Consider the following 23,400-nt stretch of genomic DNA (forward strand, 5'->3'; position numbering starts at 1 on the left):
AGACGAAAGTGACTGACGTTCCTGACCCGGCTGTCAGTGTGATAATCGCGTCGGTTGGCGCGGTCACCTCGCACGGCGGTTCGGCTGCAGCCCTGTGGGACGGGGTGCGCGCGGGGCGAGTATCTATTGCGCCGGTGCGCCGCCTGCCCATGGACGACTACCAGACCGCCCTGGGTGGCGAGGTCACTGAGAGCTGCTCACCCAGTTACGACTACGCCCCGGGCTCCGACAGCCGTGATCTGTCCGTCGACTACGCCCTGACCGCCGCCGAGGAGGCCATGGCAGGCTCAGGTCTGCGGGTCGACGCGGACATCCCGGCCGAGCGGTGGGGCGTCGCGTACGGCACCTGCCACGGCGGCTGGCGCAGCGCCGAACTCGCCTTGCGCGAGCTGCGGGAAGGCAACACACCCGACTGGCACCGCTACACGTTCGTACCGCCACACGCCGGTGCGGAGGCGCTGTCGGCAGCATTCGGTCTCAAGGGGCCGGTGTTCAGCGTCAACACGGCATGTGCCTCGAGCGCGCACGCGATGGCCCATGCCCTGGACGTGATCCGGGCGGGGCGGGCCGATGCGATGCTGGTCGGCGGCGCGGATGCCTTCACCGAGTCGGCGTTCGCCGGGTTCAGCAGCCTGTGGTCGCTCTCTCCGCGGCCAGCGGCGCCCTACTCTAAGGACCGGTCCGGGCTGACCCTGGGCGAGGGCGGCGGGATGCTGGTGTTGCTCTCCCGGCGGGTCGCGGAGCGGACCGGTTCCCCGGTCATCGCGGAGGTACTGGGTTATGGCCTGTCCGCCGACGGCTATCACCCGACGGCCCCACACCCCGAGGGCGAGGGCGCAGCCCGGGCGATCCTCGCAGCGCTCGATTCTTCGGATCTGACACCCGACGACGTCCGGTACATCAACGGACACGGCACAGGGACGCCGAAGAACGACACGGCTGAGAGCAAGGCGGTGCTCGCCGCGCTTGGCGAGAGTGCCGCAAAGACCGCGCTGTCCAGTACCAAGTCGATGATCGGCCATCTGCTGGGCGCTGCGGGTGCGGTGGAGGGCATCGTCACCGTGCTGGCCCTGCGTGACCAGGTGGTGCCGCCCACTGCGTCCTTCACCGAGCCGGATCCCCAGTGCGGCCTTGACCCGGTGGCAGGCACGGGCCGGCCGATGGTGTTGGACACCGCGCTGTCCAACAACTTCGGATTCGCCGGCGCCAACGCCACCATCGCTTTCGCCCGCGCCGGCGGCGCCTACGCGCCGGCGCCGGCCGAGGCCCCGGAGGACGTCGTGGTGACCGGATTCGGTGCGATCACCTCGGCCGGCGAGGGTCCCGAGGCTCTTTGGGCGGCCTATGCGGCCGGGCGCCAGCAAGGTGTTTCGGAGCATGGTCTGCGGTTGGCGCGGGCCGAGTTCGACCGTTCGGCCGCCGGCTCCGCCAGGGAGCGGCGGCGGATGGACAAGGTTTCTCAGCTCGCCGTCGCCGTGTGCAGAGCCGCCCTGAGCGCGGCGGGAGCGGAAGATGACGCGGACGCAGTCGCCGCGACAGGCGTAGTGCTCGGCACGGGCATCGGGCCGATGGAGTTCAGCGAACGTTTCACCGTCCCGGTTCTGCGCGAAGGCGCCCGGGCCGCAAACCCCGCGGTGTTCCCGTTCACCGTGTTCAACGGGGCGGCCGGAATGGTCGCCATGGCCCTGGGCACCAAGGGGCCGACGTCGACGCTGACGTCGGGGCATGCAGCGGGCGCCGCGGCATTGGGGGTCGCGTACGACATGCTGCGCGCCGGACGTGCCGAGCGGCTGTTGGTGCCCGCGGTCGAGGCGTTCTCACCCGCCGTGCTGGCCGCGTACCACGGCATCCCGTTGTTCGGTTCGGCGGCCGGGCGCCGGTACACGCTTGCCGAGGCCGGTATCGCACTAATGCTGGAGCGCCGGTCGAGCGCCGAGCGACGCGGCGCCCCGGTGCACGCCGAGGTGCTGGGGTACGAGACCGCATCAGATGCGCGTGGCATCGGCCGTTGGGACCCGAGTGGCAACGGCATGGAGAGGGCGATGCGCGGGGCACTGCGCGGCGCCGGGCTCAAGCCGAACGACGTCTCAGCCGTCTGGGCGAACGCGGCGGGCCTGGCTGCCGTCGACCGTCCTGAACAGGCCGCCGTCGAGCGCGTGTTCGGCACAGGCGGGGTGCGGTTCGAGGCTCCGAAGCGGATACTCGGCGAGCCGATCGGCGCGGGTGCCCAGCTCTCGGCGGTCCTCGCCGTCGGTACCTGGCGCGAGGGCGGGAGCCGCAGCCCTGTCCTGATCAACAGCTCATCTCTCGGCGGCACCCACACCTCGCTCGCCCTGTCCCCCGCACCCCTCCAAGGAACGGAGTCCGGCCAATGACCACCACGTACGACGTGAAGATCCTCTCCAGCGGCAGCTTTGTCCCGGGAGAACCATTGGACAATGCGACGCTCGAGAAGTATGTCGGACCGCTGCCGGACGACGTCCTCGACGGCATTCAGGTCAAGACCAGGCACTGGATGATCGACCCGGCCACCGGCGAGCACACGATCAACAACAGCCGGATGGCTGAACGTGCTTCCCGGCAGGCCCTGGAACGCGCGGGTGTGGAGCCCGACGAGGTCGACCTGATCGTGGTGTGCACGGCGACACCGGAGTACACGCTGCCCAACGTCGCCACCACCCTGCAGCACTACCTGGGTCTGGAGAGTGTCGCCGCGATCGAGATCCGCGGGGCCTGCGCGGGCTGGGTACAGGCGCTGGACCTGGCCCGGCGGCACCTGGCCGACGGGACGGCGCGCACCGCCCTCGTCGTGGGGAGCGACGTCGCCTCGCCGCTGATGGCGCCGCTTTTTCTGGGCACTGACCCGGCGCGCGTACGGATGCGGGACCGGTTGACGCTGTACACATTCGGCGACGGTGCGGCGGCCGTGGTGATGCAGGCTGAACCGGCGGAGGTATCGGCGGACGAGTTCACCTTCATCAACGCCTGCGTGGGTGGCCTGCGAAAGCCTGGCATGGAAATCATTGGCGGCGGTACGGACGTGCCGCAGGCCGAGCAGATGCGCCGGCGCCAGCTGATCCAGATGAAGATCGATGTCCCCGGCACCTCCAAATTCGGGCCCCGGGTCTTCGTCCGCGCGATTCAGGAGATGGCACGGAAGGAAGGCCGGGCGCTTGAAGAGTTCGACGCGATCGTGCTGCCGGAGGGCAACGCAGACTACTTCGCCGACGAGTACACGGCCGCCGGCCTGTCCGCCGAGGACAACCACGCACTTATCGGGCGGATCGTGGAGAACCTCGCCGCGGTGGGGGCGACCGGCTCGGCTGCGGTGCCGCTGTCCCTGGACGCGGGTTGGACCTCGGGGCGCATCCGGCCGGGAGACCGGATCGTGCTGCTTGGCATCGAGGCCAGCCGGTACGTGTACACCGGGCTTTCGGTCACCTGGCGGGCGCCCCTGCCGCCTTTGACGGCCGACAGCCAGTTTTCAGACACCCCCGACTCTTACCCGGATGGCGCGATGGCTGGCCTGAGCGGTTGACCCAACTGCCGCCGAGTCGTCCGCACTGACCCGAAGGAGAAGTCATGTCCGCAGAAACGCCCCGTGCCAGACGCCGGGTTCTCATCGCCGGCGGCGGGATCGGCGGGATTGCCACCGCACTGGCCTTGCAGCAGCGGGGTATCGACTCCGTCGTCTTCGAACGCGCACCCCGACTCCGCGACGGCGGCGCCGGACTGCACATCTGGACCAACGGCATGCTGGCTCTGGCCTACCTCGGAGTCGCCGAAGAGGTAGCCAAGATCGCTCCCGCGCAGTCCGTGTGCCACTTCGCGACCTCGACCGGTCGGGTCATCGGCGAGTACCCGGTGGGCCAATTCGTCGAGCGCTACGGGCAACCCACCGTCGCCATCAGCCGCTCCGACCTGCACGACATCCTGCGTAAAGCCGTGACAGCTCCCATCGTCACTGGCGCCGAAGTCACCGGGTACACCGAGCATGCCGATGGGGTGAGCGTTCACTTCGCCGACGGCACCTCCGAGGAGGGCGACCTGCTGGTCGGATCCGACGGCATCCATTCCACCGTCCGCGGCCGGCTGCTGGGTCCCGAACCTCCCGACTACACCGGCTACATCGCTTGGCGTGGCCACGCCAACATGACTCCTGCGGAGTTCCCGCCCGGCACCTTCCGAGCGCTGTTCGGTCCCGGAACCCGCTTCACGTATTACGACATTGCCCCCGGCGTCGTGCACTGGATGAGCGTCGCCAACGGCCCCGCCGGCCTGCGCGACGAGGGCACGCCCGAGCAGACCCTGGACATGCTGCGCGCCAGGCACGCCGGCTGGATCGCCCCGGTTCAGCAAATTCTCGACGCCACCACTCCGGAGAGCATCCTGCGCAGCGATGTCATGGACCGCAAACCAGACTCTGTCTGGGGACGGGGGCGGGTCACCCTGCTAGGCGACTCCGCGCACCCCATCAGCTTCAACATCGGGCAGGGCGCCTGCCTGGCAATCGAAGACGCCCTGGTCCTGGCCGATCATCTCGCCACGCCCGGTGCCACCATCACCCAGGCGCTGCGCGCCTACGAGGCCGAGCGGCAGCAGCGAACCCGGCCGATGCAGTTGTTGGCGCACCGGATCGGCGTGATCGGCGCCCTGCAGAACCCGGCCGCCATCTGGTTGCGCGACCGGATTCTCAAACTCGTCTGGAATCGCACCTTCCACACCGCGGAACACGAACACGTCGCGTACGGCATGCGGTGGGCCCCCAGGAGCACCGCCAGCGCGACATGAGCGTGTTCGGAACCGCCGAGACCGATGAGAGGACTGCTGTCTTGACCACTGCGACCAGGATCCCGCCAGCGTGGGAAAGCGCTGAGGAACGCAACAAGGCGACCATCCGGCGGGTCTTCGCCGAGTTCGTCAACCAGGGCGACTTCTCGCTGGTCGACGAGCTCTACCGGCCGGACGTCGTCGACCACGCCGGCCTGCCCGGCGCGCCCGAGGGCGCCGAGGGCGTGAAATACACCATCGCCGGACTGCGTGAGGCGTTCCCCGACTTCCACGTCACCATCGAGGACATCAGTGCACACGACGACATGGTCGTCATCCACAACACCTGGCGCGGCACTCACCAGGGCGATCTGCTCGGGGTGGCGCCCACCGGCCGTGCGTTCCTTTCCGTCGGCATCGTCATTTGGCGGTTCGACGAGGAGGGCAGGATCGCCGAGCGATGGGAGCATGGTGTGGCATCCAACATGTTCGCCGCGCTCGGCCTGCGGATGCTGGCCCCCCGCAAGGGGGGCCGGAGCACCGTGGAGGGTGTCCGGTCCGTGGTGCGCACGGTGCCGTTGAACAACGAGAAGGCCAGCGCCTGGCACCTGCTCATCGCCGAGTTGCAGGGGCCGCGCCGACGCGACTACGAGGCCTCCCGGCGGAGGCTGGGCATCACCCACGAGGTGCTCCGCATCGACCCTCGGCCCGATCGGGACTACGCGATCGTGCACTTCGAGACCGTGGCACCGGAGCGGACCAGGAAGCGCTGGACTGAGTCACAGCACCCCTTCGACCAGTGGCTGCGTGAACAGATCCTCGACATCCACGGCGAGGATCCGTGGGCGGCCCCCGTCACATCCGCCGAGTCGGCCGGTCTCACCTGGACAGCGCCACCACGACTCACCCCTAACCGCCCCGATGGCTCCCCTTAGCGACTCCGGCGGCACCGGTCGGTCTGCAACCGACAAGGACACCATGAGCGTGCCCGGGACGGACCGAAATATGCCGTCGCAGACCCAGTCGGCCGGGGTCCGCACGATCCTCCTTGAGGCTGCGGGCCTGACCCTGTCCGGCCTGTTGGCCGAGCCGCCCGACAGGCAGCCACGGGCGACCGTCCTCGCGGTGCACGGTGGCGGCATGCGCGCGGGCTACTTCGACGGGCAGGCCCAGCCTGACTTATCTCTGCTCACGCTGGGCGCACAGCTCGGCTTCACGGTCCTGGCGCTCGACCGGCCCGGGTATGGCCGCTCCGCGGCGCAGGTACCCGACGGCATGACCCTCGACGAGCAGGCCGCCGTCCTGCCCGGGGCTCTCGACGCGTTCGCCGAACGGCACGCCGTCGGGAAGGGCTTCCTGTTGCTGGCCCATTCCTACGGCGGCAAACTCGCCCTCGCGACCGCCGCGCGCACCCCCGGACTGCTTGCGCTGGATGCCTCCGGTATCGGCCACCGATACAACTTCGATTCGGCCGACCGGACACTGCTCCGCCGCCGCATGGAATGGGAACGCAACTGGGGACCGCTGGGTCTCTACCCCCCAGGCACTTTCCGCGCGGCCGAGGCGCTGGTCGCCCCCGTGCCCGCCCGCGAGGCCGCCGAGGTGTACCTGTGGCCGGCGAGGTTCGAGGAACTGGCGCCGCGGATCGAAATCCCGCTGCGGCTGACGTTTGCCGAGCACGAGGCCTGGTGGCTTCACGACGAGCCGGACATCGCGGACTTGTGCTCCCGGCTGACCAAGGCACCCGTCGTCCGGGTGGAACGCCAACCCGACGCGGGCCACAACATCAGCCTCGGCCGGGTCGCCCGCTGCTACCACCTGCGCGCGTTTGCCTTCTTTGAAGAGTGCCTGCAAGCCACTCCGAAGACCCCGGCTCGGCCAACGCGCACCCCCGGGGAAGCGACATGACCAGGCCCTCCGAACCGATGCCGCCGCTACCCCACCACCAAGCTGCGGCGCTTTGACGAGCACTTCACCACTTAGCCCTCAAGGAGATGAACGATGAGCGTGAACAGAGAGACGACCGGCGCGCGCACCGACGATGCGGCGGTCCTGATCGGTGGTACCCGCGAGCGGATCGATGCGCTGGACGAGCGGATCATCGCTTTGGTGCTTGAGCGCATGTTCGTCTCGGACAAAATCCAGCAGGCTCGGATCACCTCGGGCGGCTGCCGGGTGCATCTCTCGCGCGAGATGCAGGTCCTCAGACGGTATCGCGAGTCGCTTGGCAAACCCGGCACGGCCTTCGCCATGGCCCTGCTCGATCTCTGCCGGGGCCAGTTCTGAGCACGCGCGGTTGTGTCGTTCACGACCGCGCGTCTGAGCAACAGCAAATTTCAAGAGGGCGATTCGCCGACCGTTGACACGGGATCGTGTCCTGGGAGCGGGCTGTCGATCGCGCTCCCGCAAAGCATTCTGAGGCTGGCTGACCCGTCTGCCCGAGTTCGACACCTCTCTCACGTCATCGATGTTCGGCAACGACGTCGCCGCGTGTTGGGGCGCACGTGGGCAAATGATGGTGGCCAAATTACGACCGTGCAGCCGCCCGTATAGCGCGTCACCCTGGCAATCCATCCCGCATCAAGATGCGCTCCAGTTCGGCGCCCGTCCCGGTGTCGAACGATTAATCCCAAGAGCCCGATGCGGCAACAGAAGAAGGCCGCTCGACTCAACCGCTCAAGTGAGAACGGGGACGCTATGGAACGTGCGCATCCTTCGGCCGACAACCTGTATCGGCTGCTCATGGCGCCTGCGGACGGCACCCCGGACAAACCTGCAGTGATCGAGGCAGACGAGAACGGAACTCTGGAAGAGATCTCCTACCGGCGCCTCGACGGCCAAATCCGGGAGTACGCAGCGGTCTTGGACAGCCTCGGGCTTGATGTCGGTGACCGCGTAGCAGTCGAGGCGGACACCTCGGCAGCCTCGGTGGCCATGCTGCTGGCGTGCTCGATGCTCGGTTTGGCGTTTGTGCCGGTGAGCCCGCAGACGCCGGACACCCGCCTGCGGGCGATCCTGCAGTCGGTCGAACCGGAACTGCACGCACGGGCGGACGGCATCAAGCACAGGGAACTGCCAGAGGCAAGCGGCAGTGCGCAGTTCGGCTCGAACGGCCTGGTGATCGAGCGCGCGCCGGCGAGCAAGGCGCGCCGGCGCCGGAACGTGGTCGCCAACGATACCGCGTACATCATCTTCACCTCCGGTTCGACCGGTTGTCCCAAAGGCGTGGTGATGAGCCACCGGGCAATTGTGACGTTCCTGCGCGCGATGCTGGACGACGGATTGGCCGGACCCGACGACAGGGTTGCCAGCACATCACCGCTCCAATTCGACTTCGCGCTGTTCGGGATCGGCGTGGCCCTGAGCAGCGGTGCCACACTCGTGCCCGTTCGGCGGGAGCACCTCAGCTCACCTCGGCGCATGGTCGCTGTCCTGCGAAACGCCGAGGTCACCCAGGTTCACGGCGTTCCGTCACTATGGCGACCCGTCCTTCGCCACGATCCAGATTTGCTCAAGGAATTGGAGGGGCTGCGCTCAGTCGTATTCGCTGGCGAGGAGTTCCCGATCCCTGAGATTCGCCAGCTGCAGGCGGTGCTTCCCGGCGTCAGCCTCATCAACGGCTACGGAGCGACAGAGTCGATGGCCGCCTCGTTCACCCATGTTCCGCATCCGCTGCCGACCGAGCAGGACCGACTGTCGATCGGACACGCCCACGCAGGGGCCGAGATGACCCTGGTGGACGATCACGGACAGGTGGTCACCCGGCCCGGCCTGATCGGGGAGATCTACCTGCGTAGCCCGGCGCTGTTCACCGGCTACTGGAACGACCCCGAGGCCACAGCCGCAGTGCTGGTGTCCGACCCGGTCGAGCCGCGGCATGGGCAGACAGTGCTTCGCACGGGCGATCTGGCCCGCCTGGGTTCAGCGGGCGAGCTCTACTTCGTGGGCCGATCCGACTACCAGGTACAGGTCCGCGGAAATCGGGTGGAGCTGGGCGAGGTGGAGAGCGTCCTCACTCGCTTTCCCGCCGTGACGGCGGCCGCGGCGACCCTGGTAGCACGTTCCGGGGACCACATTCTGATGGCGGCCGTCGTCCTCGACCGCCCGGAATCGGAACTCGACGAAGTCGCTGCACTCGCGTTCTGTGCGCGGGAGCTGCCCACCTACATGGTGCCTCGGTCGATTTACACCTTGCCGGAGCTTCCCTTGACCGAAAACGGGAAGGTCGATCGCGCGTTGCTCAGGCAACGGCTGGCCGCTCCCGAAAGCACGTCCGAATTACAACCCGCTACGAACGCTTAGGAGCTACACGTGGTCTTCACCCTGTCCCTAGATCGGCGGGTTCGGCTGACCGAGATCGAGTCGACCGCGGTCTCAGCCGTTCCTGTGGCCATCGACGACGCCGTTTGCGCACGGGTGGAAACTTCCCGCCAAACGCTGGAGAAGTTCGTCGCGGAGGGGCGCGTCATTTATGGCGTCAACACCAGTATGGGCGGGTTCGTCAATTGGCTGGTTCCGGTATCCATGGCACGCCAACTGCAGGAGAACCTGCTCAATGCAGTGGCGACCAACGTTGGCAAACATCTCGACGACGCCATGGTCCGCGCGATCATGTTGTCCCGCATTGTGTCGCTTGCCCGTGGTAACTCGGCCATTTCCTTGGCCAACCTGGAAAAGCTCATTGCGGTACTGAACTCGGGTGTCGTGCCGTGCGTGCCCGAGAAGGGATCGCTCGGCACCAGCGGCGACCTCGGGCCGTTGGCCGCGATCGCACTGGTCTGCATAGGCCAGTGGAAAGCGAGGCTGGATGGCGAAGTCCTACCGGGCGCCGAGGCGCTGCAACGAGTCGGCATCGTGCCGATGGAACTCAGTTTCAAAGAGGGACTGGCGCTGATCAACGGCACCTCCGGCATGGTGGGGCTGGGCAGCATGAGCGTTGCCCGGGCCCGGCGTCTGCTGCAGTCATATCTGCTCGTGTCGGCCCTATCCGTGGAAGCCCTCGTCGGCAAGACCAAGCCATTCCATCCGCAGGTTCACAAGCTCAAGCCGCACAAGGGACAGCAGGAGGTCGCCAGGTTCCTGTGGGACACGTTGGGCGACTCCGGCCTCGCGGTCGACGAGCTCGACACGGAGCACCTTCTCTCGGCTGAGATGGGGGACACCGCAAAGGCGGGATCGCAGTCGATCGAAGACGCGTACTCAGTTCGGTGCACACCGCAGATACTGGGGCCGGTGATGGACAGCGTCGCCACGATCGCGCGGGTCGTCGAGGACGAGCTCAACTCCTCCAACGACAATCCGCTGATCGACCCGGATGAGGCCGAGGTGTTCCACAACGGGCACTTCCACGGGCAATACGTGTCGATGGCAATGGACCACCTGGTCATCGCGATGACCACGCTGATCAACCTGTCCAACCGAAGGATCGACCGATATCTCGACGCCGGCAACAGCAACGGGCTTCCGGGCTTTCTGTGCCGGGAAAACCCCGGCCTGCGGTTGGGGCTGATGGGCGGGCAGTTCATGACCGCCTCACTGACCGCAGAGACCCGGGCGAAGGCAATGCCCATATCCATTCAGTCGTTGACCTCGACCGGAGACTTCCAGGACATCGTTTCCTTCGGCTTCGTCGCGGCCAGGCGCGCCAACGAAGTGCTGGAAAATGTCGCGCACGTGGTCGCTTTCGAACTGCTGTGCGCCTGCCAGGCCGTTGACATCCGAGGCGCCGAGGGCCTGTCGACCGCGACCCGGCGGCTCTACGAACAGACGCGTCAGGTGGTCCCATATCTCGACCGGGACATAACAGTCACAGACTACGTAGAAGAGCTCGCGCAGCGCCTCGTCGCTCATCCGGGCATGGGCTGAGGCTGTCGTGCGCGCCTCGACTCGGACAGCGACGGTGTTTGACGCGCTCGACCGCCCACCGCAGACCGAGCACACCCCAGAGGGCACTCGGGTATCCGTGCGGTTGGCCGTAGAACGGGCAGCCGCGCAGATGGCCGGCCACTATCCTGACTTCCCGATCCTGCCGGGGGTTCTCCTGATCGAATGTGTCCGTCAGGCGGCCAGTTCAGCCCGCGGCGCCGAACTTCGGCTGTGCAGCATCGGCCGCGCTCGCTTCGTCCGACCCCTGCTTCCGGGCGACGAACTGGAACTCTCCCTGCTGCTGACTCCTCAGGCGATCGGGCGGGTCGGGGTGGTCGCTCGCGGCGTGCGTGCCGACGGTCAGACGGCAGCGGAGGTGCACCTCACGCTCGAACCGGCGGGGGTCTGATGTTTGACCACAGCCAGGTGCGCGGTCTACTCCGGCAGCGCCCCCCGATGCTTCTGCTCGATACCGTGCGGGAGTTTTCGCCGCCCAATTCGCTCGTCGCCACCAAGGCTGTCACGGGCGGGGAAGACTGCTACCGGGACATGGAAGACGGAACCGGAATCGAGGGATTCCGGTATCCGTCTGCGCTCGTCCTCGAGTCGTTCGGCCAGGCTGCCTCGCTCCTGTGGTCGCTCGCCGAGCTCGGCCCGCCGGACGAGCTCCCGCTGATGGTCGGCGTCCGCGACCTTGCCTTCGCCGCATCAGCCATTCCCGGGGAAGTGCTGGAACACCACGTAGAGCTCCAACATCGTTCCGGGGCGCTCGGTGAGTTCAGCGGTGAGACGCGAGCAGGCGGCCGAACCATTCTCACCGTGGGCTCATTCCTGGTCGTCTCCCGCCCGGCCGCGAGCTTGCTGTCCTCCAGTCCGGTGCCGCCGCAATCGAAGGATGTCAGATGAACGATACGGACAACGCACTCGCAAGGATCCGCGAGATCGTGGCAGAGGTCCTGGCGATGAATCCGGCCGGGATCGACGACACCGCCGACTTCGTTGAGCGTTACCACGCGGACTCACTCAATCTGATGGAGATCACGGCAAAAGTGGAGAAGGAGTATCAGGTGACTCTGCCGCAGAGTGAGCTGCAGCAGGCGTACACCGTCACCGCCTTGTGCGAGGTGGTTGCCCGGCAAACGACCTGAGCGACTGATCGGGGCGATCTGAAGGTGGGCCTGCTGCACCGGGCCGATGGGGAAGCCACTGGCCCCAACCATCCCGGGAGTGCGGCCCTGAAATCAAGGAGAGTGTTCATGGAGATTGCTACCACTGTCACGGTTCTCGTTGGGCTGCTCGGTGCAGGCGTGACGTATGGCACCGACACATTCGCAGCGGTCGTGTGGGATTCCGCGCTCAAACGCCTCACGAAGGCCGAGCTGACCAGAGTTGTCGGCTTCGTCCACTACTACGGTGATAGGCGCCTGCCCATCCCGGGAGCCATCGGCGCTGTGGCCATTGTGTCTTCGGCGATCCTCGCGTTCGTCGGGCACGATCCGGCCGCAGGAGGACTTCGTGCTGCGGCCGCTGTGCTCACGTTGGTCTGGCTGGCGATCTACTTCATCGTGGCTAAGCCGATCAACGCTAGATTCACCGAAGCGGCGTTGCAGGGTAATGAACTCGATGACGGCCCGTCGCTGGAAGCCGCCTGGAACCGCGTGATCATTCCGCGCGTGCTCTTACTGGCCGGCGTCATCGTGCTGCTTGGCCTTAGCCTGTACCACCACCATTCAGGTTGAAATCCCCACACCGCCAATGAGATACGCCTTGCTAGCGATGCCCGCGCCGGGCGGCCTGGGAGCCGGTCCGGGTGGGGCCGATGCACGGTCGCGAGCCGCGATCGACCATCCCGGGGGCACCGTCGGCGCAGAAGGGAATGGACCGATGAACTGGACCGTCGACATTCCGATCGACCAGCTGCCGTCGCTGCCGCCGTTGCCTGTGGACTTGCGGGCGCGTTTGGACGCTGCGCTGGCTAAGCCGGCTGCTCAGCAGCCGAGTTGGCCGGCCGATGAGGCGGCGGCGATGCGCACGGTTTTGGAGAGTGTGCCGCCGGTGACGGTGCCTTCGGAGATCGTGCGCTTGCAGGAGCAGCTGGCGCAGGTCGCTAAGGGTGAGGCGTTTTTGTTGCAGGGTGGCGATTGTGCGGAGACGTTCACCGACAACACTGAGCCCCATATCCGGGGCAATATTCGTGCGTTGTTGCAGATGGCGGTGGTGCTGACTTATGGCGCCAGCATGCCGGTGGTCAAGGTGGCCCGTATCGCGGGCCAGTACGCTAAGCCGCGTTCGGCTGACATCGACGCTTTGGGGTTGCGGTCCTATCGGGGGGACATGATCAATGGCTTCGCCCCGGATGCGGCCGCGCGTGAGCATGACCCGTCGCGGCTGGTGCGGGCTTATGCCAATGCCAGTGCGGCGATGAACCTGGTGCGGGCGCTGACGTCGTCGGGGCTGGCGTCGTTGCATCTGGTGCATGATTGGAACCGGGAGTTCGTTCGGACGTCGCCGGCCGGGGCGCGTTATGAGGCGTTGGCCACGGAGATCGACCGGGCCCTGCGCTTCATGAGCGCCTGCGGTGTGGCCGATCGTAATCTGCAGACCGCTGAGATCTATGCCAGCCATGAGGCTTTGGTGCTCGACTACGAGCGGGCCATGCTGCGGTTGTCGGAGAGCGAGGATGGGGAGCCGCAGCTGTTTGACCTGTCGGCGCACACGGTGTGGATTGGTGAGCGGACCCGTCAGCTCGATGGTGCGCATATCGCGTTCGCGGAGGTGATCGCCAACCCGATTGGCGTGAAGATCGGCCCGACGATGACCCCGGAGCTGGCGGTCGAATACGTGGAACGGCTTGACCCGCACAATAAGCCCGGCCGGTTGATGTTGGTGAGCCGGATGGGCAACCACAAGGTGCGCGATCTGCTGCCCCCGATCGTCGAGAAGGTGCAGGCCACCGGTCATCAGGTGATTTGGCAGTGCGACCCCATGCACGGCAACACTCACGAGTCGTCCAACGGGTACAAGACCCGCCACTTCGACCGCGTGGTCGACGAGGTGCAGGGCTTCTTCGAGGTGCACCGCGCGCTGGGCACCCATCCGGGTGGCATCCACGTCGAGATCACCGGTGAGAACGTCACCGAATGCCTCGGTGGGGCGCAAGACATCTCGGACCTGGACCTGGCCGGGCGCTACGAGACCGCGTGCGACCCGCGGCTGAACACCCAGCAGTCGCTGGAGCTGGCGTTCCTGGTCGCCGAAATGCTGCGCGGCTAGGTGCACCAAAAGCGAGATGCGACGGCAAGTCACGGTCGCGGTCACGTTCCACGGCATCGACTTCGCTGGTGGGCTGAGGCGAAGAATGTCCCGGAGTCCGACCCAGCCGAAAGCCGTCCACCACGATGCCGGTGGAGCCGATCATCGGCTTTTCAGCGGACCAAAAACGCCGTCCGACCAGTGCCCCCGGCACGACTCGAACGTGCGACCTAGGGATTAGAAGGCCCTTGCTCTATCCACCTGAGCTACGGAGGCAATGTGCACGTCAGTCTATTCCAACGGCGTGTCGTAACCCGACTCGCCGCCGCGCCGCACACGAAAAGCGTTCGCGCCCCGGCGTTATCGGCTATGGTTGGGAACCTCGACACACGTAGAACACCGACCGGTCATCGGCCGTTAACCGCAATGAGGCGTGTGCATATCGTCGAGGGGTGGCGTTGCTATGAGCGTGACCACGCACGTGACTTCCCGGTGCTCGTGGGCCGGTAACCAGGCCTTACGCCTGGCGGGCGATGCGAAAGACGCCTATCGGGTCGGCACGCTGTTGCTGCGCGGCTCGCCGTTCGCGCTGGGCTGCCTCGCGGGCTGGCTCTCCACCGAGTTTCCTCCCCACGTCGTGACCGGGCACGCGTTGTCGCGCCTCGCGCACCCGTCCATCGGGCGCGTCGGCACCAGCTGGGCGGCGCAGCTGGCGGACCGGGCCCTCACCGCGGCGCTCGACGAAGCCCTCGGTCCCGACTTCCGCGAGCAGGTCTGCCACCCGGCCGGCATCAAGCCCGTCTGCGCACCCCGCAGCGGCGTGTTGAACAGGCCCGGACCGCACCGCCGGTACGCGGCCCAGACGTCCGACATCCCCTACGGTCCGGGCGGACGCGACAACCTGCTCGACATCTGGCGGCGTCACGACCTCGCCCCGGGGCGGCGGGCGCCGGTGCTGATCCAGGTTCCCGGCGGGGCGTGGACCGTCGGCGACAAACGGGTGCAGGCCTACACGCTGATGAGCCGCATGGCCGAGCTCGGCTGGATCTGCGTCTCGATCAACTACCGCAAGAGCCCGCGTTCGACGTTCCCGGCGCACCTCATCGACGTGAAGCGGGCGATCGCCTGGGTCCGCCACAACATCGCCGACTACGGCGGCGATCCCGACTTCATCGCGATCACCGGCGGGTCGGCGGGCGGGCATCTGGCCTCGCTGGCCGCGCTCACCCCGAACGACCCGGCGTTCCAGCCCGGATTCGAAAACGCCGACACCACGGTTCAGGCCGTCGTGCCCTATTACGGGGTGTACGACTTCACCGACTCCGAGCACATGCACGACTTGATGCTGCCGTTCCTGGAGCACTTCGTCATGAAGGCCCGCTACGCCGACGAGCCCGAGCGGTTCCGGGCGGCGTCGCCGGTCTCCTACGTGCACAGCGGGGCGCCACCCTTCTTCGTGCTGCACGGCGAGAAGGACGAATTGGTGCCCAGCGGCCAGGCCCGTGCCTTCTGCGCCGCGCTGCGTGCGGCAGGCGCCGCCACGGTGGCCCACGCCGAACTCGCCAACGCCCATCACGCGTTCGACATCCTCTCGACGGTCCGCTCGCGGCTGGCCGCCAACGCCGTCGCGGATTTCCTCGGTGTCGTCTACGGGCGCCGCGTCAGCCCGCTGCTGGACTTCGTCCCGCTGGCGGCCACGTCGGCCAGCTGAGCCCGGCCCCGGTAAACCGGCGCCCGGCGCCGACCGCTCCTTTCACCAGCGCGGCAACCCGACTAGCGTTGGGTTGGCGATGGGGGTTGGTGGTGGGTCCGAGGCAGGAGGCTTGATCTTCGGTGACAGGGTTGGCGCGTCGGTCGGAGAGCCATGACTGAGTCCGATGGGGTCGTGAAATTGTCCGACCAGCTGGGACCGGTCGACTATCTGATGCATCGGGGCGAAGCGAATCCGCGGACGCGATCGGGCATCATGGCGCTGGAGCTCCTTGACACCACGCCGGACTGGGACCGGTTTCTGAGCCGCTTCGAAAACGCCTCCCGACGGGTCCTGCGGCTGCGGCAGAAGGTGGTCGTGCCGACCCTGCCGACGGCGTCACCGCGCTGGGTGGTGGACCCCGACTTCAACCTCGAGTTCCACGTGCGGCGGATGAGGGTGGCCGAACCCGGCACGCTGCGCGACGTCTTCAACCTCGCCGAGGTGATGTTGCAGTCGCCGATGGACATCTCCCGGCCGCTGTGGACGGCCACCCTGATCGAGGGGCTGCCCGGCGGGAAGGCCGCGACACTGCTGCACGTCAGCCACGCCGTCACCGACGGCGTCGGCGGGGTGCAGATGTTCGCCGAGATCTACGACCTCGAACGCAACCCACCTGCCAAGGCGACACCCCCGCTGCCGGTTCCGCAGGACCTCACACCCAATGATTTGATGCGCCAAGGCATTAACCACCTGCCCGCCGCGGTGGTCGGCGGCGTCCTGAGCGCGGTCTCCGGCGCGGTCTCGGTCGCCGGGCGTGCGGTCCTCGAGCCCGCGTCCACCGTGTCGGGCGTCGTGGGTTACGCCCTCTCGGGCATGCGGGTGCTCAACCGGGCGGCCGAGCCGTCGCCGTTGCTGCGGCGGCGTAGCCTGGCCACCCGCACCGAGGCGATCGATATCCCGCTCGCCGACCTGCACCGGGCCGCGAAGGCCGGCGGGGGATCGATCAACGACGCCTACCTCGCCGGCCTGTGCGGCACCCTGCGGCGGTACCACGAGGCGCTCGGCGTGCCCATCAGCACGCTGCCGATGGCGGTACCGGTGAACCTGCGGGCCGAGGCCGACACGGCCGGGGGCAACCGGTTCACCGGCGTCAACCTGGCCGCGCCCGTGGGTACCGTCGATCCCGTCTCGCGGATGAAGAAGATCCGCGCGCAGATGACGCAGCGTCGCGACGAGCCCGCGATGAATATCATCGGTTCGGTCGCGCCCCTGCTCAGCGTCCTGCCGACCGCGGTGCTCGAGGGCATCACCGGGTCGGTGATCGGTTCCGACGTCCAGGCCAGCAACGTCCCGGTGTATCCCGGGGACACCTACATCGCCGGTGCAAAGGTGTTGCGGCAGTACGGCATCGGTCCGCTGCCGGGAGTGGCGATGATGGTCGTGCTGATCTCACGCGGCGGGTGGTGCACCATCACCGTGCGCTACGACCGGGCGGCGGTGCGCAACGAGCCGCTGTTCGCCCAATGCCTGCTGGAGGGCTTCGACGAAATCCTGGCGCTGGCCGGCGATGGGGCACCCCGCGCGGTGCCCGCCTCGTTCACCGAGCCGGCGACGTCGGCGCGGACGGTGGCGGGTTCATGAGCGCCACCGAGGACCAGGGAGGCCAGGGCGGGGCGGCCGGCGGGGACATGCGTCTGCCCGGCTCGGTCGCCGAAATCATGGCCAGCCCGCCGGGCCCCAAGATCGGCGCGTTCTTCGACCTCGACGGGACGCTGGTGGCCGGCTTCACGGCGGTGATCCTCACCCAGGAGCGGCTGCTTCGCCGCGACATGGGCGTGGGTGAGCTGCTCGGCATGGTGCAGGCCGGCCTGAGCCACACATTGGGCCGCATCGAGTTCGAGGACCTCATCGGCAAGGCCGCCGCCGCGCTGGCCGGCCGCGTGCTGGACGACCTGGAGGAGATCGGTGAGCGGCTGTTCGTGCAGCGCATCGAGTCGCGGATCTACCCGGAGATGCGCGAGCTGGTGCGGGCGCACGTGGCTCGCGGGCACACCGTGGTGCTGAGCTCGTCGGCGCTGACCATCCAGGTCAACCCGGTGGCGAGGTTCCTGGGCATCTCGAACATGCTCACCAACAAGTTCGAGACCACCGAGGACGGGATACTCACCGGCGGTGTGCAGAAGCCGATCCTGTGGGGACCCGGCAAAGCCGCTGCGGTGCAACGGTTTGCCGCCGAGAACGCCATCGACCTCAAGGACAGCTACTTCTACGCCGACGGAGACGAGGACGTCGCCCTGATGTACCTGGTCGGCAACCCGCGCCCGACCAATCCAGAGGGCAAGATGGCCGCCGTGGCCAAGCGCCGCGGTTGGCCGATCCTGCGGTTCAGCAGCCGGGGGCCGGTGGGTCTGCGGCGCCAGCTGCGCACCCTCGCCGGCTTCGGCTCGATGTTCCCGGTCGCCGCCGGCGCCGTCGGCATCGGCGTGCTGACCCGCAACCGCCGGCGCGGCGTCAACTTCTTCACCTCGACCTTCTCCCAGCTGTCGCTCGCGATCACCGGTGTGCACCTCAACGTCATCGGCCAGGAGAACCTGACCGCGCAGCGGCCGGCGGTGTTCATCTTCAACCACCGCAACCAGGTGGACCCCGTCATCGCCGGCGCACTGGTGCGCGACAACTGGATCGGCGTGGGCAAGAAGGAGCTGCAGAAGGACCCGATCATGGGCACGCTCGGCAAGCTGCTCGACGGCGTGTTCATCGATCGCGACGATCCCGCCGCCGCGGTCGAGACGATGCACGAGGTGGAGGACCGGGCCAGGAAGGGGCTGTCGATCGTGATCGCCCCCGAAGGCACCCGGGTCGACACCACCGAGGTCGGGCCGTTCAAGAAGGGCCCGTTCCGCCTCGCCATGGCCGCCGGAATCCCGATCGTGCCGATCGTGATCCGCAACGCCGAGCTCGTCGCCGCCCGGAACTCCACCGTCGTCAACCCCGGCACGGTCGACGTCGCGGTGTTTCCGCCGATCTCGGTGCAGGACTGGACTATCGAGAACCTGCCGGACCGGATCGCCGAGGTCCGGCAGTTGTACCTGGACACGCTGGCCAACTGGCCCGTCGGCGACGAGCTGCCCGAGGTCGGCCTGTACCCGGAGAAGAAGCCCGCGGCGAAGGCCAAGGCGCCGGCGAAAAACGCTGCGGCCAAGGGTGTTTCCAAGGCGCCCGTAAAGAAGGTGGCGGCGAAGAAGGCGCCGGCAAAGAAGGCCGCGCCGAAAGCCAAGCCGGCCAACGCGAATCCGCACGAATCCCAGGCCGCCCTCAAAGACGGCGAGGCGCATAGGCCCGCCGATGCGGCGGTCAACGCCGAACCGCCCGAAGGGCAGCCGTGACCGAACCGGCCGCGGATACCACCGCGGTCCTCACCGGCGACGACTCGCTGGTGTTGGCGTCCATGGCGTCGCCGGTCGAGCGGGAACTGGTGACAACCTGGATGGCCCAGCAGTGCGGCGACCAGCCGGAGGCCAGATTCGACGTCCTCGAACTGCCACCGCCCAACGCCCCGCCCGACGCGCTGACCGCGCTGATCGAGCGGCTCGAGGCCGGCGACGATGACCCTGACCGCGCACCCGCCGACCGTTCCATCGTGCCGGTGCGGGTGTTCTGGCTGCCGCCGCCGGATCGCGGCAGGGTCGCCAAGCTGGCCGGTCTGCTCCCCGGGCGGGATCCCTACCACCCCAACGAACGTCAGCAACTGCACATCATCCGCAACGCCCCGCAGCGGGCGCGGGTGGTGGCCGGCGAACCGGCGAAGGTCTCCGAACTGCGCCAGCAATGGCGCGACATCACCGTCGGCGAGAACGAGACCGACTTCGCCCGGTTCGTCATCCGCCGCGCGCTGCTGGCGCTGGAACGCGTCGAGTACCGGATCCTGGGGCCGCAGTACAAGTCTCCGCGGCTGGTGAAGCCGGAGATCTTGGAGTCCAGCCGGTTTCGCGCCGGGCTGAAGAACATCCCCGGCGCGACCGTCGAGGAAGCCGGCCGGATGCTCGACGAACTCTCCACCGGCTGGAGTCGGGTGTCGGTCGACCTCGTATCGGTCCTCAGCAGGGCGATCAGCCGCGGCTTCGATCCGGAGATCGACTACGACGGGTATCAGGTCGCGGCGATGCGCGCCGCCCTGGAAACCCATCCGGCCGTGCTGCTGTTCTCGCACCGGTCCTACATCGACGGCGCGGTGGTCCCGGTGGCGATGCAGGAGAACCGGCTGCCGCCCGTGCACGTGTTCGCCGGGATCAACCTGTCCTTCGGCGCGATGGGTCCGCTGCTGCGCCGATCCGGGGTCATCTTCATCCGGCGCAACATCGGCGGAAACCCGCTCTACAAGTACGTTTTGCGCGAATACGTCGGCTACATCGTCGAGAAGCGGTTCAACCTGAGTTGGTCCATCGAGGGCACCCGCTCGCGCACCGGCAAGATGCTGCCCCCGAAACTCGGCCTGTTGTCCTACGTCGCAGACGCCTACCTGGACGGCCGCAGCGAGGACATCCTGTTGCAGCCGGTGTCCATCAGCTTCGACCAGCTGCACGAAACCGACGAGTATGCGGCCTACGCCCGCGGCGGCGAGAAGACGCCCGAAGGCGTCAGCTGGCTGTACAACTTCATCCGGGCGCAGGGCGAGCGCAACTACGGCAAGATCTACGTCCGTTTTCCCGAGGCGGTGTCGATGCGCCAGTACCTGGGCCCGGCCCACGGCCCGCTGACCCACGACCAGGACGCCAAACGGCTTGCGCTGCAGAAGATGTCATTCGAGGTAGCCTGGCGGATCCTGCAGGCGACGCCGGTGACCGCGACGGGTCTGGTGTGCGCGTTGCTGCTGACCACGCGCGGCGCGGCGTTGACGCTCGCCCAGCTGCACCACACGCTGCAGGACTCGCTCGACTATCTGGAACGCAAGCAAACCCCGATGTCGACGAGCGCGTTGCGGCTGCGCTCGCGCGACGGGGTGCGGGCGGCGGTCGACGCGTTGTCCAACGGACATCCGATCACCCGGGTCGACGGGGGCCGGGAGCCGGTGTGGCGCATCGCCCCCGACGAGCAGCACGCGGCGGCGTTCTACCGCAACTCGCTGATCCACGCCTTCCTGGAGACGTCGATCGTCGAGCTGGCGCTGGCACACGCGCGGCACGTCGAGGGCGACCGCATGCAGGCCTTCTGGGATCAGGCGATGCGGCTGCGCGACCTGTTGAAGTTCGACTTCTACTTCGCGGACTCGGCGGCGTTCCGGGACAACATCGCCGAAGAGATGGCCTGGCACGACGATTGGGAAGCCCACGTCGCCGCCGGCGGCGACGAGATCGACGCGTTGCTGTTCGCCAAGCGGCCGCTGATGGCGGACGCGATGCTGCGGGTCTTCTTTGAGGCCTACGAGATCGTCGCCGACGTGCTGCGGGATGCGCCGCCCGACGTCGATCAGAAGGAGTTGACGAAATCGGCGCTCGGCGTGGGCCGCCAATATGTGGCGCAGACCCGGGTCCGCAGCAGCGAATCGGTGTCGACGCTGCTGTTCGCCACCGCCTACCAGGTGGTCGCCGATCAGGACCTCACAGCACCCGCGCCCGATCTCGTCGAACGGCGGATCGCGTTCCGGCAGGAACTGCGGGACATCCTGCGGGACTCCGATCACATCAGCCGGATCGCCCGCAACCAGTTCGTCGCCCGCGAGAAGAAGGCGCGTCAGGAGCGCCTGCCTCGGTAGCCGCCGGTGCGCGGCCATACCCTGGCTGTATGACGGTCGATCGGTCTGTGGCCACCCCGCGCGCGCTGGTGTGGCCGATGCTGACCGGCGTCGCCGTGCTGGCCGGCTGCACGGCGGCCGGCATCGGGGCGCTGTCACTGGCCGACGCGCTGACCGCCACCGGCCTGCCGAATCCCGGCCCCGCGACCACGCTGGGGCTGCCATTCGTGCGGGCGGCCGGGGAGATCGCCGCGGTGCTCGCGGTCGGGTCGTTCCTGTTCGCGGCGTTTTTCGTGCCGCCGCAACGCAACGGCGTCCTGGACGCCGACGGCTATCGGGCGCTTCGCCTGGGCACGTTCGCGTCGGGGGTGTGGGCGGTGTGTGCCGCGCTGCTGGTCCCGCTGACCATCTCCGACGTGTCGGGCCGACCGTTGGTCACACTCCTCGACCCGGTGCGGATCTGGTCGGTGGCCGGCCTGGTCACCACCGCCTCCGCCTGGCGCTGGACCGCGGCGCTGGCCGCGGTGGTGATGCTGGCCAGCCTGCCGGTGCTGCGCTGGTCGTGGACGCCGCTGTTGTTCGCCGGCTCGCTGCTGACGTTGATCCCGCTGGGATTGACCGGCCACTCGTCCGCGGGCGGGTCACACGACCTGGCCACCAACAGCCTGCTGATCCACCTCGTGGCCGCCGCGGTGTGGGCCGGTGGGCTGCTGGCGCTCGCCGCGTACGGGCTGCGCGGCGGGGGATATGTCGCCCTGGCGGCGCGGCGGTTTTCCGCGATCGCGCTGTGGTGCTGGGTCGCGATGGCGCTCAGCGGGGTGATGAACGCCGTGGTGCGCGTGCCCATCGGTGACCTGTTCACGTCCGACTACGGGCGCCTGGTGGTCGCCAAGTTCGCCGCGCTGTGCGCGCTTGGGATCCTCGGCTGGCGCCAGCGGCGCTCGGCCGTGGCCCGGCTGCAGGTGGAACCGGACCTCCCCGACGCGCGTCGCGCCCTGCTCCGGCTGGCGCTTGCCGAGGCCGCGGTCTTCGGGCTGACGTTCGGCGTCGCCGTCGGGCTGGGCCGCACCGCGCCGCCGCCCCCGCCGAGTCGGCTGCCCTCGATCCCCGAGGCCGAAATCGGCTACGACTTCGACGGGCCGCCGACGCCAGCCCGCATCCTGTTCGATTGGCGCTTCGACCTGATCTTCGGCACGGCCGCCATCGTCTTCGCGGTCCTCTACGTGGCCGCCGTGCTGCGGCTGCGTCGCCGAGGCGACGCGTGGCCGCCGGGCCGGACCGCGGCATGGCTACTCGGCTGTTTCGCGTTGCTGTTCGTCACCTCGTCGGGGGTCGGCCGCTACATGCCGGCGATGTTCAGCGTGCACATGATCGCGCACATGGGCCTGTCGATGCTGGTCCCGATCCTGCTGGTGCTCGGCGCCCCGGTCAGCCTGGCGCTGCGGGCGCTGCCCGCCGCCGGTCGTGACGAGCCGCCCGGGATGCGGGAATGGCTGCTCGCCGCGCTGCACAGCCGCTACTCACGCTTCGTCACCAACCCCGTGGTCGCGACCGTGTTGTTCGTCGCGGGCTTCTACGGGCTGTACCTCTCGAACCTGTTCGACACGGCCGTGGGCAGTCACGCGGGGCACCTGGCGATGAACGTGCACTTCCTGGTCAGCGGCTACGTCTTTTATTGGATCGTCATCGGGGTCGACCCCACGCCGCGCCCGATCCCTCCGCTGGCCAAGGTGGGCGTGGTGTTCGCGTCCCTGCCGCTGCACGCGTTCTTCGGCGTGGTGCTGATGGGCACCCGGAAAGTCCTCGGCGCCGACTACTACCGCTCCCTCGGGTTGAGCTGGCACACCGACCTGCTGGGCGATCAGCGACTGGGTGGTGGCATCGCCTGGGCGGCGGGGGAGGTGCCCCTGGTGATCGTGATGCTGGCGCTGTTGGTGCAGTGGGCGCGCAGCGACGACCGCATGGCCCGCCGGCTGGACCGCGCCGCCGAACGCGATGACGACGCCGAGCTGGTCGCCTACAACGCGATGCTCGCCGAGCTGGGGCGGCGCGGCACGCCGGGACATGCCAAGCCGCGGTGACGAGGTGC

General features: G+C 68.0%; 18 protein-coding genes and 1 tRNA gene. 18 read left to right on the forward strand and 1 reads right to left on the reverse strand.

The features are described 5' to 3' along the window. Positions 1–8: 8 nt before the first annotated feature. The 13 genes from C1737_RS01540 to C1737_RS01600 all read left to right on the forward strand — a co-directional run bounded on the left by C1737_RS01540 (position 9) and on the right by C1737_RS01600 (position 13,908). Positions 9–2,375 (forward strand): beta-ketoacyl-[acyl-carrier-protein] synthase family protein, encoded by a 2,367-nt coding sequence (locus tag C1737_RS01540; RefSeq protein ID WP_233214614.1) that lies wholly within the window; start codon positions 9–11, stop codon positions 2,373–2,375. Then, a complete protein-coding gene (locus tag C1737_RS01545) occupies positions 2,372–3,538 on the forward strand; it encodes a 3-oxoacyl-ACP synthase III family protein (RefSeq protein ID WP_199182768.1) in 1,167 nt (388 codons plus the stop codon). Before C1737_RS01540 ends, C1737_RS01545 begins: the two co-directional genes overlap by 4 nt. 44 nt (positions 3,539–3,582) lie before the next feature. After that, complete coding sequence (locus tag C1737_RS01550; RefSeq protein ID WP_102417042.1) at positions 3,583–4,791, forward strand: NAD(P)/FAD-dependent oxidoreductase; 1,209 nt, start codon at positions 3,583–3,585, stop codon at positions 4,789–4,791. Positions 4,792–4,832: 41 nt separating this feature from the next. Beyond that, the gene (locus tag C1737_RS01555; RefSeq protein WP_233214615.1) at positions 4,833–5,705 is read left to right on the forward strand and encodes an ester cyclase; all 873 of its coding nucleotides are present in this window, start codon (positions 4,833–4,835) and stop codon (positions 5,703–5,705) included. A 43-nt stretch (positions 5,706–5,748) separates the two neighbouring features. Next, positions 5,749–6,678: a S9 family peptidase gene (locus tag C1737_RS01560; protein ID WP_233214616.1), complete on the forward strand. Its 930-nt coding sequence runs from the start codon at positions 5,749–5,751 to the stop codon at positions 6,676–6,678. A gap of 93 nt (positions 6,679–6,771) precedes the next feature. After that, entirely contained in the window at positions 6,772–7,056 is a 285-nt protein-coding gene (locus tag C1737_RS01565) for a chorismate mutase (RefSeq protein ID WP_067924507.1), read from the forward strand. Positions 7,057–7,467: 411 nt separating this feature from the next. Then, positions 7,468–9,072 carry an AMP-binding protein gene (locus tag C1737_RS01570; RefSeq protein ID WP_102417044.1) on the forward strand — a complete coding sequence of 535 codons (1,605 nt, stop codon included), beginning with the start codon at positions 7,468–7,470 and terminating at the stop codon, positions 9,070–9,072. Positions 9,073–9,081: 9 nt separating this feature from the next. After that, positions 9,082–10,635, forward strand: coding sequence for a phenylalanine aminomutase (D-beta-phenylalanine forming) (locus C1737_RS01575; RefSeq protein WP_102417045.1), 1,554 nt, complete (start codon positions 9,082–9,084; stop codon positions 10,633–10,635). Between the two features lie 34 nt (positions 10,636–10,669). After that, positions 10,670–11,044, forward strand: coding sequence for a 3-hydroxyacyl-ACP dehydratase FabZ family protein (locus tag C1737_RS01580; protein WP_142393412.1), 375 nt, complete (start codon positions 10,670–10,672; stop codon positions 11,042–11,044). Continuing rightward, positions 11,044–11,541: a 3-hydroxyacyl-ACP dehydratase FabZ family protein gene (locus C1737_RS01585; RefSeq protein WP_067924498.1), complete on the forward strand. Its 498-nt coding sequence runs from the start codon at positions 11,044–11,046 to the stop codon at positions 11,539–11,541. Before C1737_RS01580 ends, C1737_RS01585 begins: the two co-directional genes overlap by 1 nt. Continuing rightward, positions 11,538–11,783 (forward strand): acyl carrier protein, encoded by a 246-nt coding sequence (locus C1737_RS01590; protein ID WP_068096118.1) that lies wholly within the window; start codon positions 11,538–11,540, stop codon positions 11,781–11,783. The genes C1737_RS01585 and C1737_RS01590 overlap by 4 nt, the downstream gene beginning before the upstream one ends. Positions 11,784–11,891: 108 nt before the next feature. After that, entirely contained in the window at positions 11,892–12,374 is a 483-nt protein-coding gene (locus C1737_RS01595) for a DUF1772 domain-containing protein (RefSeq protein WP_142393413.1), read from the forward strand. Positions 12,375–12,519: 145 nt separating this feature from the next. Beyond that, complete coding sequence (locus tag C1737_RS01600) at positions 12,520–13,908, forward strand: class II 3-deoxy-7-phosphoheptulonate synthase (protein WP_102417046.1); 1,389 nt, start codon at positions 12,520–12,522, stop codon at positions 13,906–13,908. A 181-nt stretch (positions 13,909–14,089) separates the two neighbouring features. Here the strand turns inward: C1737_RS01600 and C1737_RS01605 are convergent. After that, a tRNA-Arg gene (locus C1737_RS01605) sits at positions 14,090–14,163 on the reverse strand. A 187-nt stretch (positions 14,164–14,350) separates the two neighbouring features. Between C1737_RS01605 and C1737_RS01610 the strand changes: the two genes are divergently transcribed. The 5 genes from C1737_RS01610 to C1737_RS01630 all read left to right on the forward strand — a co-directional run bounded on the left by C1737_RS01610 (position 14,351) and on the right by C1737_RS01630 (position 23,392). Further along, positions 14,351–15,598 (forward strand): alpha/beta hydrolase, encoded by a 1,248-nt coding sequence (locus tag C1737_RS01610; protein WP_102417047.1) that lies wholly within the window; start codon positions 14,351–14,353, stop codon positions 15,596–15,598. A 153-nt stretch (positions 15,599–15,751) separates the two neighbouring features. Continuing rightward, on the forward strand, positions 15,752–17,221 hold the full coding sequence (locus C1737_RS01615; RefSeq protein WP_068096059.1) for a wax ester/triacylglycerol synthase family O-acyltransferase: 1,470 nt from the start codon (positions 15,752–15,754) through the stop codon (positions 17,219–17,221). Next, on the forward strand, positions 17,218–18,966 hold the full coding sequence (locus tag C1737_RS01620) for an HAD-IB family hydrolase/lysophospholipid acyltransferase family protein (protein ID WP_102417048.1): 1,749 nt from the start codon (positions 17,218–17,220) through the stop codon (positions 18,964–18,966). The genes C1737_RS01615 and C1737_RS01620 overlap by 4 nt, the downstream gene beginning before the upstream one ends. After that, positions 18,963–21,332 carry a glycerol-3-phosphate 1-O-acyltransferase gene (locus C1737_RS01625; RefSeq protein WP_102417049.1) on the forward strand — a complete coding sequence of 790 codons (2,370 nt, stop codon included), beginning with the start codon at positions 18,963–18,965 and terminating at the stop codon, positions 21,330–21,332. The genes C1737_RS01620 and C1737_RS01625 overlap by 4 nt, the downstream gene beginning before the upstream one ends. Positions 21,333–21,361: 29 nt before the next feature. After that, positions 21,362–23,392 (forward strand): cytochrome c oxidase assembly protein, encoded by a 2,031-nt coding sequence (locus C1737_RS01630; RefSeq protein WP_102417050.1) that lies wholly within the window; start codon positions 21,362–21,364, stop codon positions 23,390–23,392. Positions 23,393–23,400: the final 8 nt, after the last annotated feature.

This window comes from Mycobacterium sp. 4858 (assembly GCF_900240975.1).
Taxonomy (GTDB): Bacteria; Actinomycetota; Actinomycetes; order Mycobacteriales; family Mycobacteriaceae; genus Mycobacterium.

Excerpts from the sequence above, each read along its gene's own strand:
- C1737_RS01545 (WP_199182768.1), top strand. The coding sequence starts at position 2,372 with ATGACCACCACGTACGACGTGAAGATCCTCTCCAGCGGCAGCTTTGTC.
- C1737_RS01550 (WP_102417042.1), top strand. The coding sequence starts at position 3,583 with ATGTCCGCAGAAACGCCCCGTGCCAGACGCCGGGTTCTCATCGCCGGC.
- C1737_RS01560 (WP_233214616.1), top strand. The coding sequence starts at position 5,749 with ATGAGCGTGCCCGGGACGGACCGAAATATGCCGTCGCAGACCCAGTCG.
- C1737_RS01565 (WP_067924507.1), top strand. The coding sequence starts at position 6,772 with ATGAGCGTGAACAGAGAGACGACCGGCGCGCGCACCGACGATGCGGCG.
- C1737_RS01570 (WP_102417044.1), top strand. The coding sequence starts at position 7,468 with ATGGAACGTGCGCATCCTTCGGCCGACAACCTGTATCGGCTGCTCATG.
- C1737_RS01585 (WP_067924498.1), top strand. The coding sequence starts at position 11,044 with ATGTTTGACCACAGCCAGGTGCGCGGTCTACTCCGGCAGCGCCCCCCG.
- C1737_RS01590 (WP_068096118.1), top strand. The coding sequence starts at position 11,538 with ATGAACGATACGGACAACGCACTCGCAAGGATCCGCGAGATCGTGGCA.
- C1737_RS01595 (WP_142393413.1), top strand. The coding sequence starts at position 11,892 with ATGGAGATTGCTACCACTGTCACGGTTCTCGTTGGGCTGCTCGGTGCA.
- C1737_RS01600 (WP_102417046.1), top strand. The coding sequence starts at position 12,520 with ATGAACTGGACCGTCGACATTCCGATCGACCAGCTGCCGTCGCTGCCG.
- C1737_RS01610 (WP_102417047.1), top strand. The coding sequence starts at position 14,351 with ATGAGCGTGACCACGCACGTGACTTCCCGGTGCTCGTGGGCCGGTAAC.
- C1737_RS01615 (WP_068096059.1), top strand. The coding sequence starts at position 15,752 with ATGACTGAGTCCGATGGGGTCGTGAAATTGTCCGACCAGCTGGGACCG.
- C1737_RS01620 (WP_102417048.1), top strand. The coding sequence starts at position 17,218 with ATGAGCGCCACCGAGGACCAGGGAGGCCAGGGCGGGGCGGCCGGCGGG.
- C1737_RS01630 (WP_102417050.1), top strand. The coding sequence starts at position 21,362 with ATGACGGTCGATCGGTCTGTGGCCACCCCGCGCGCGCTGGTGTGGCCG.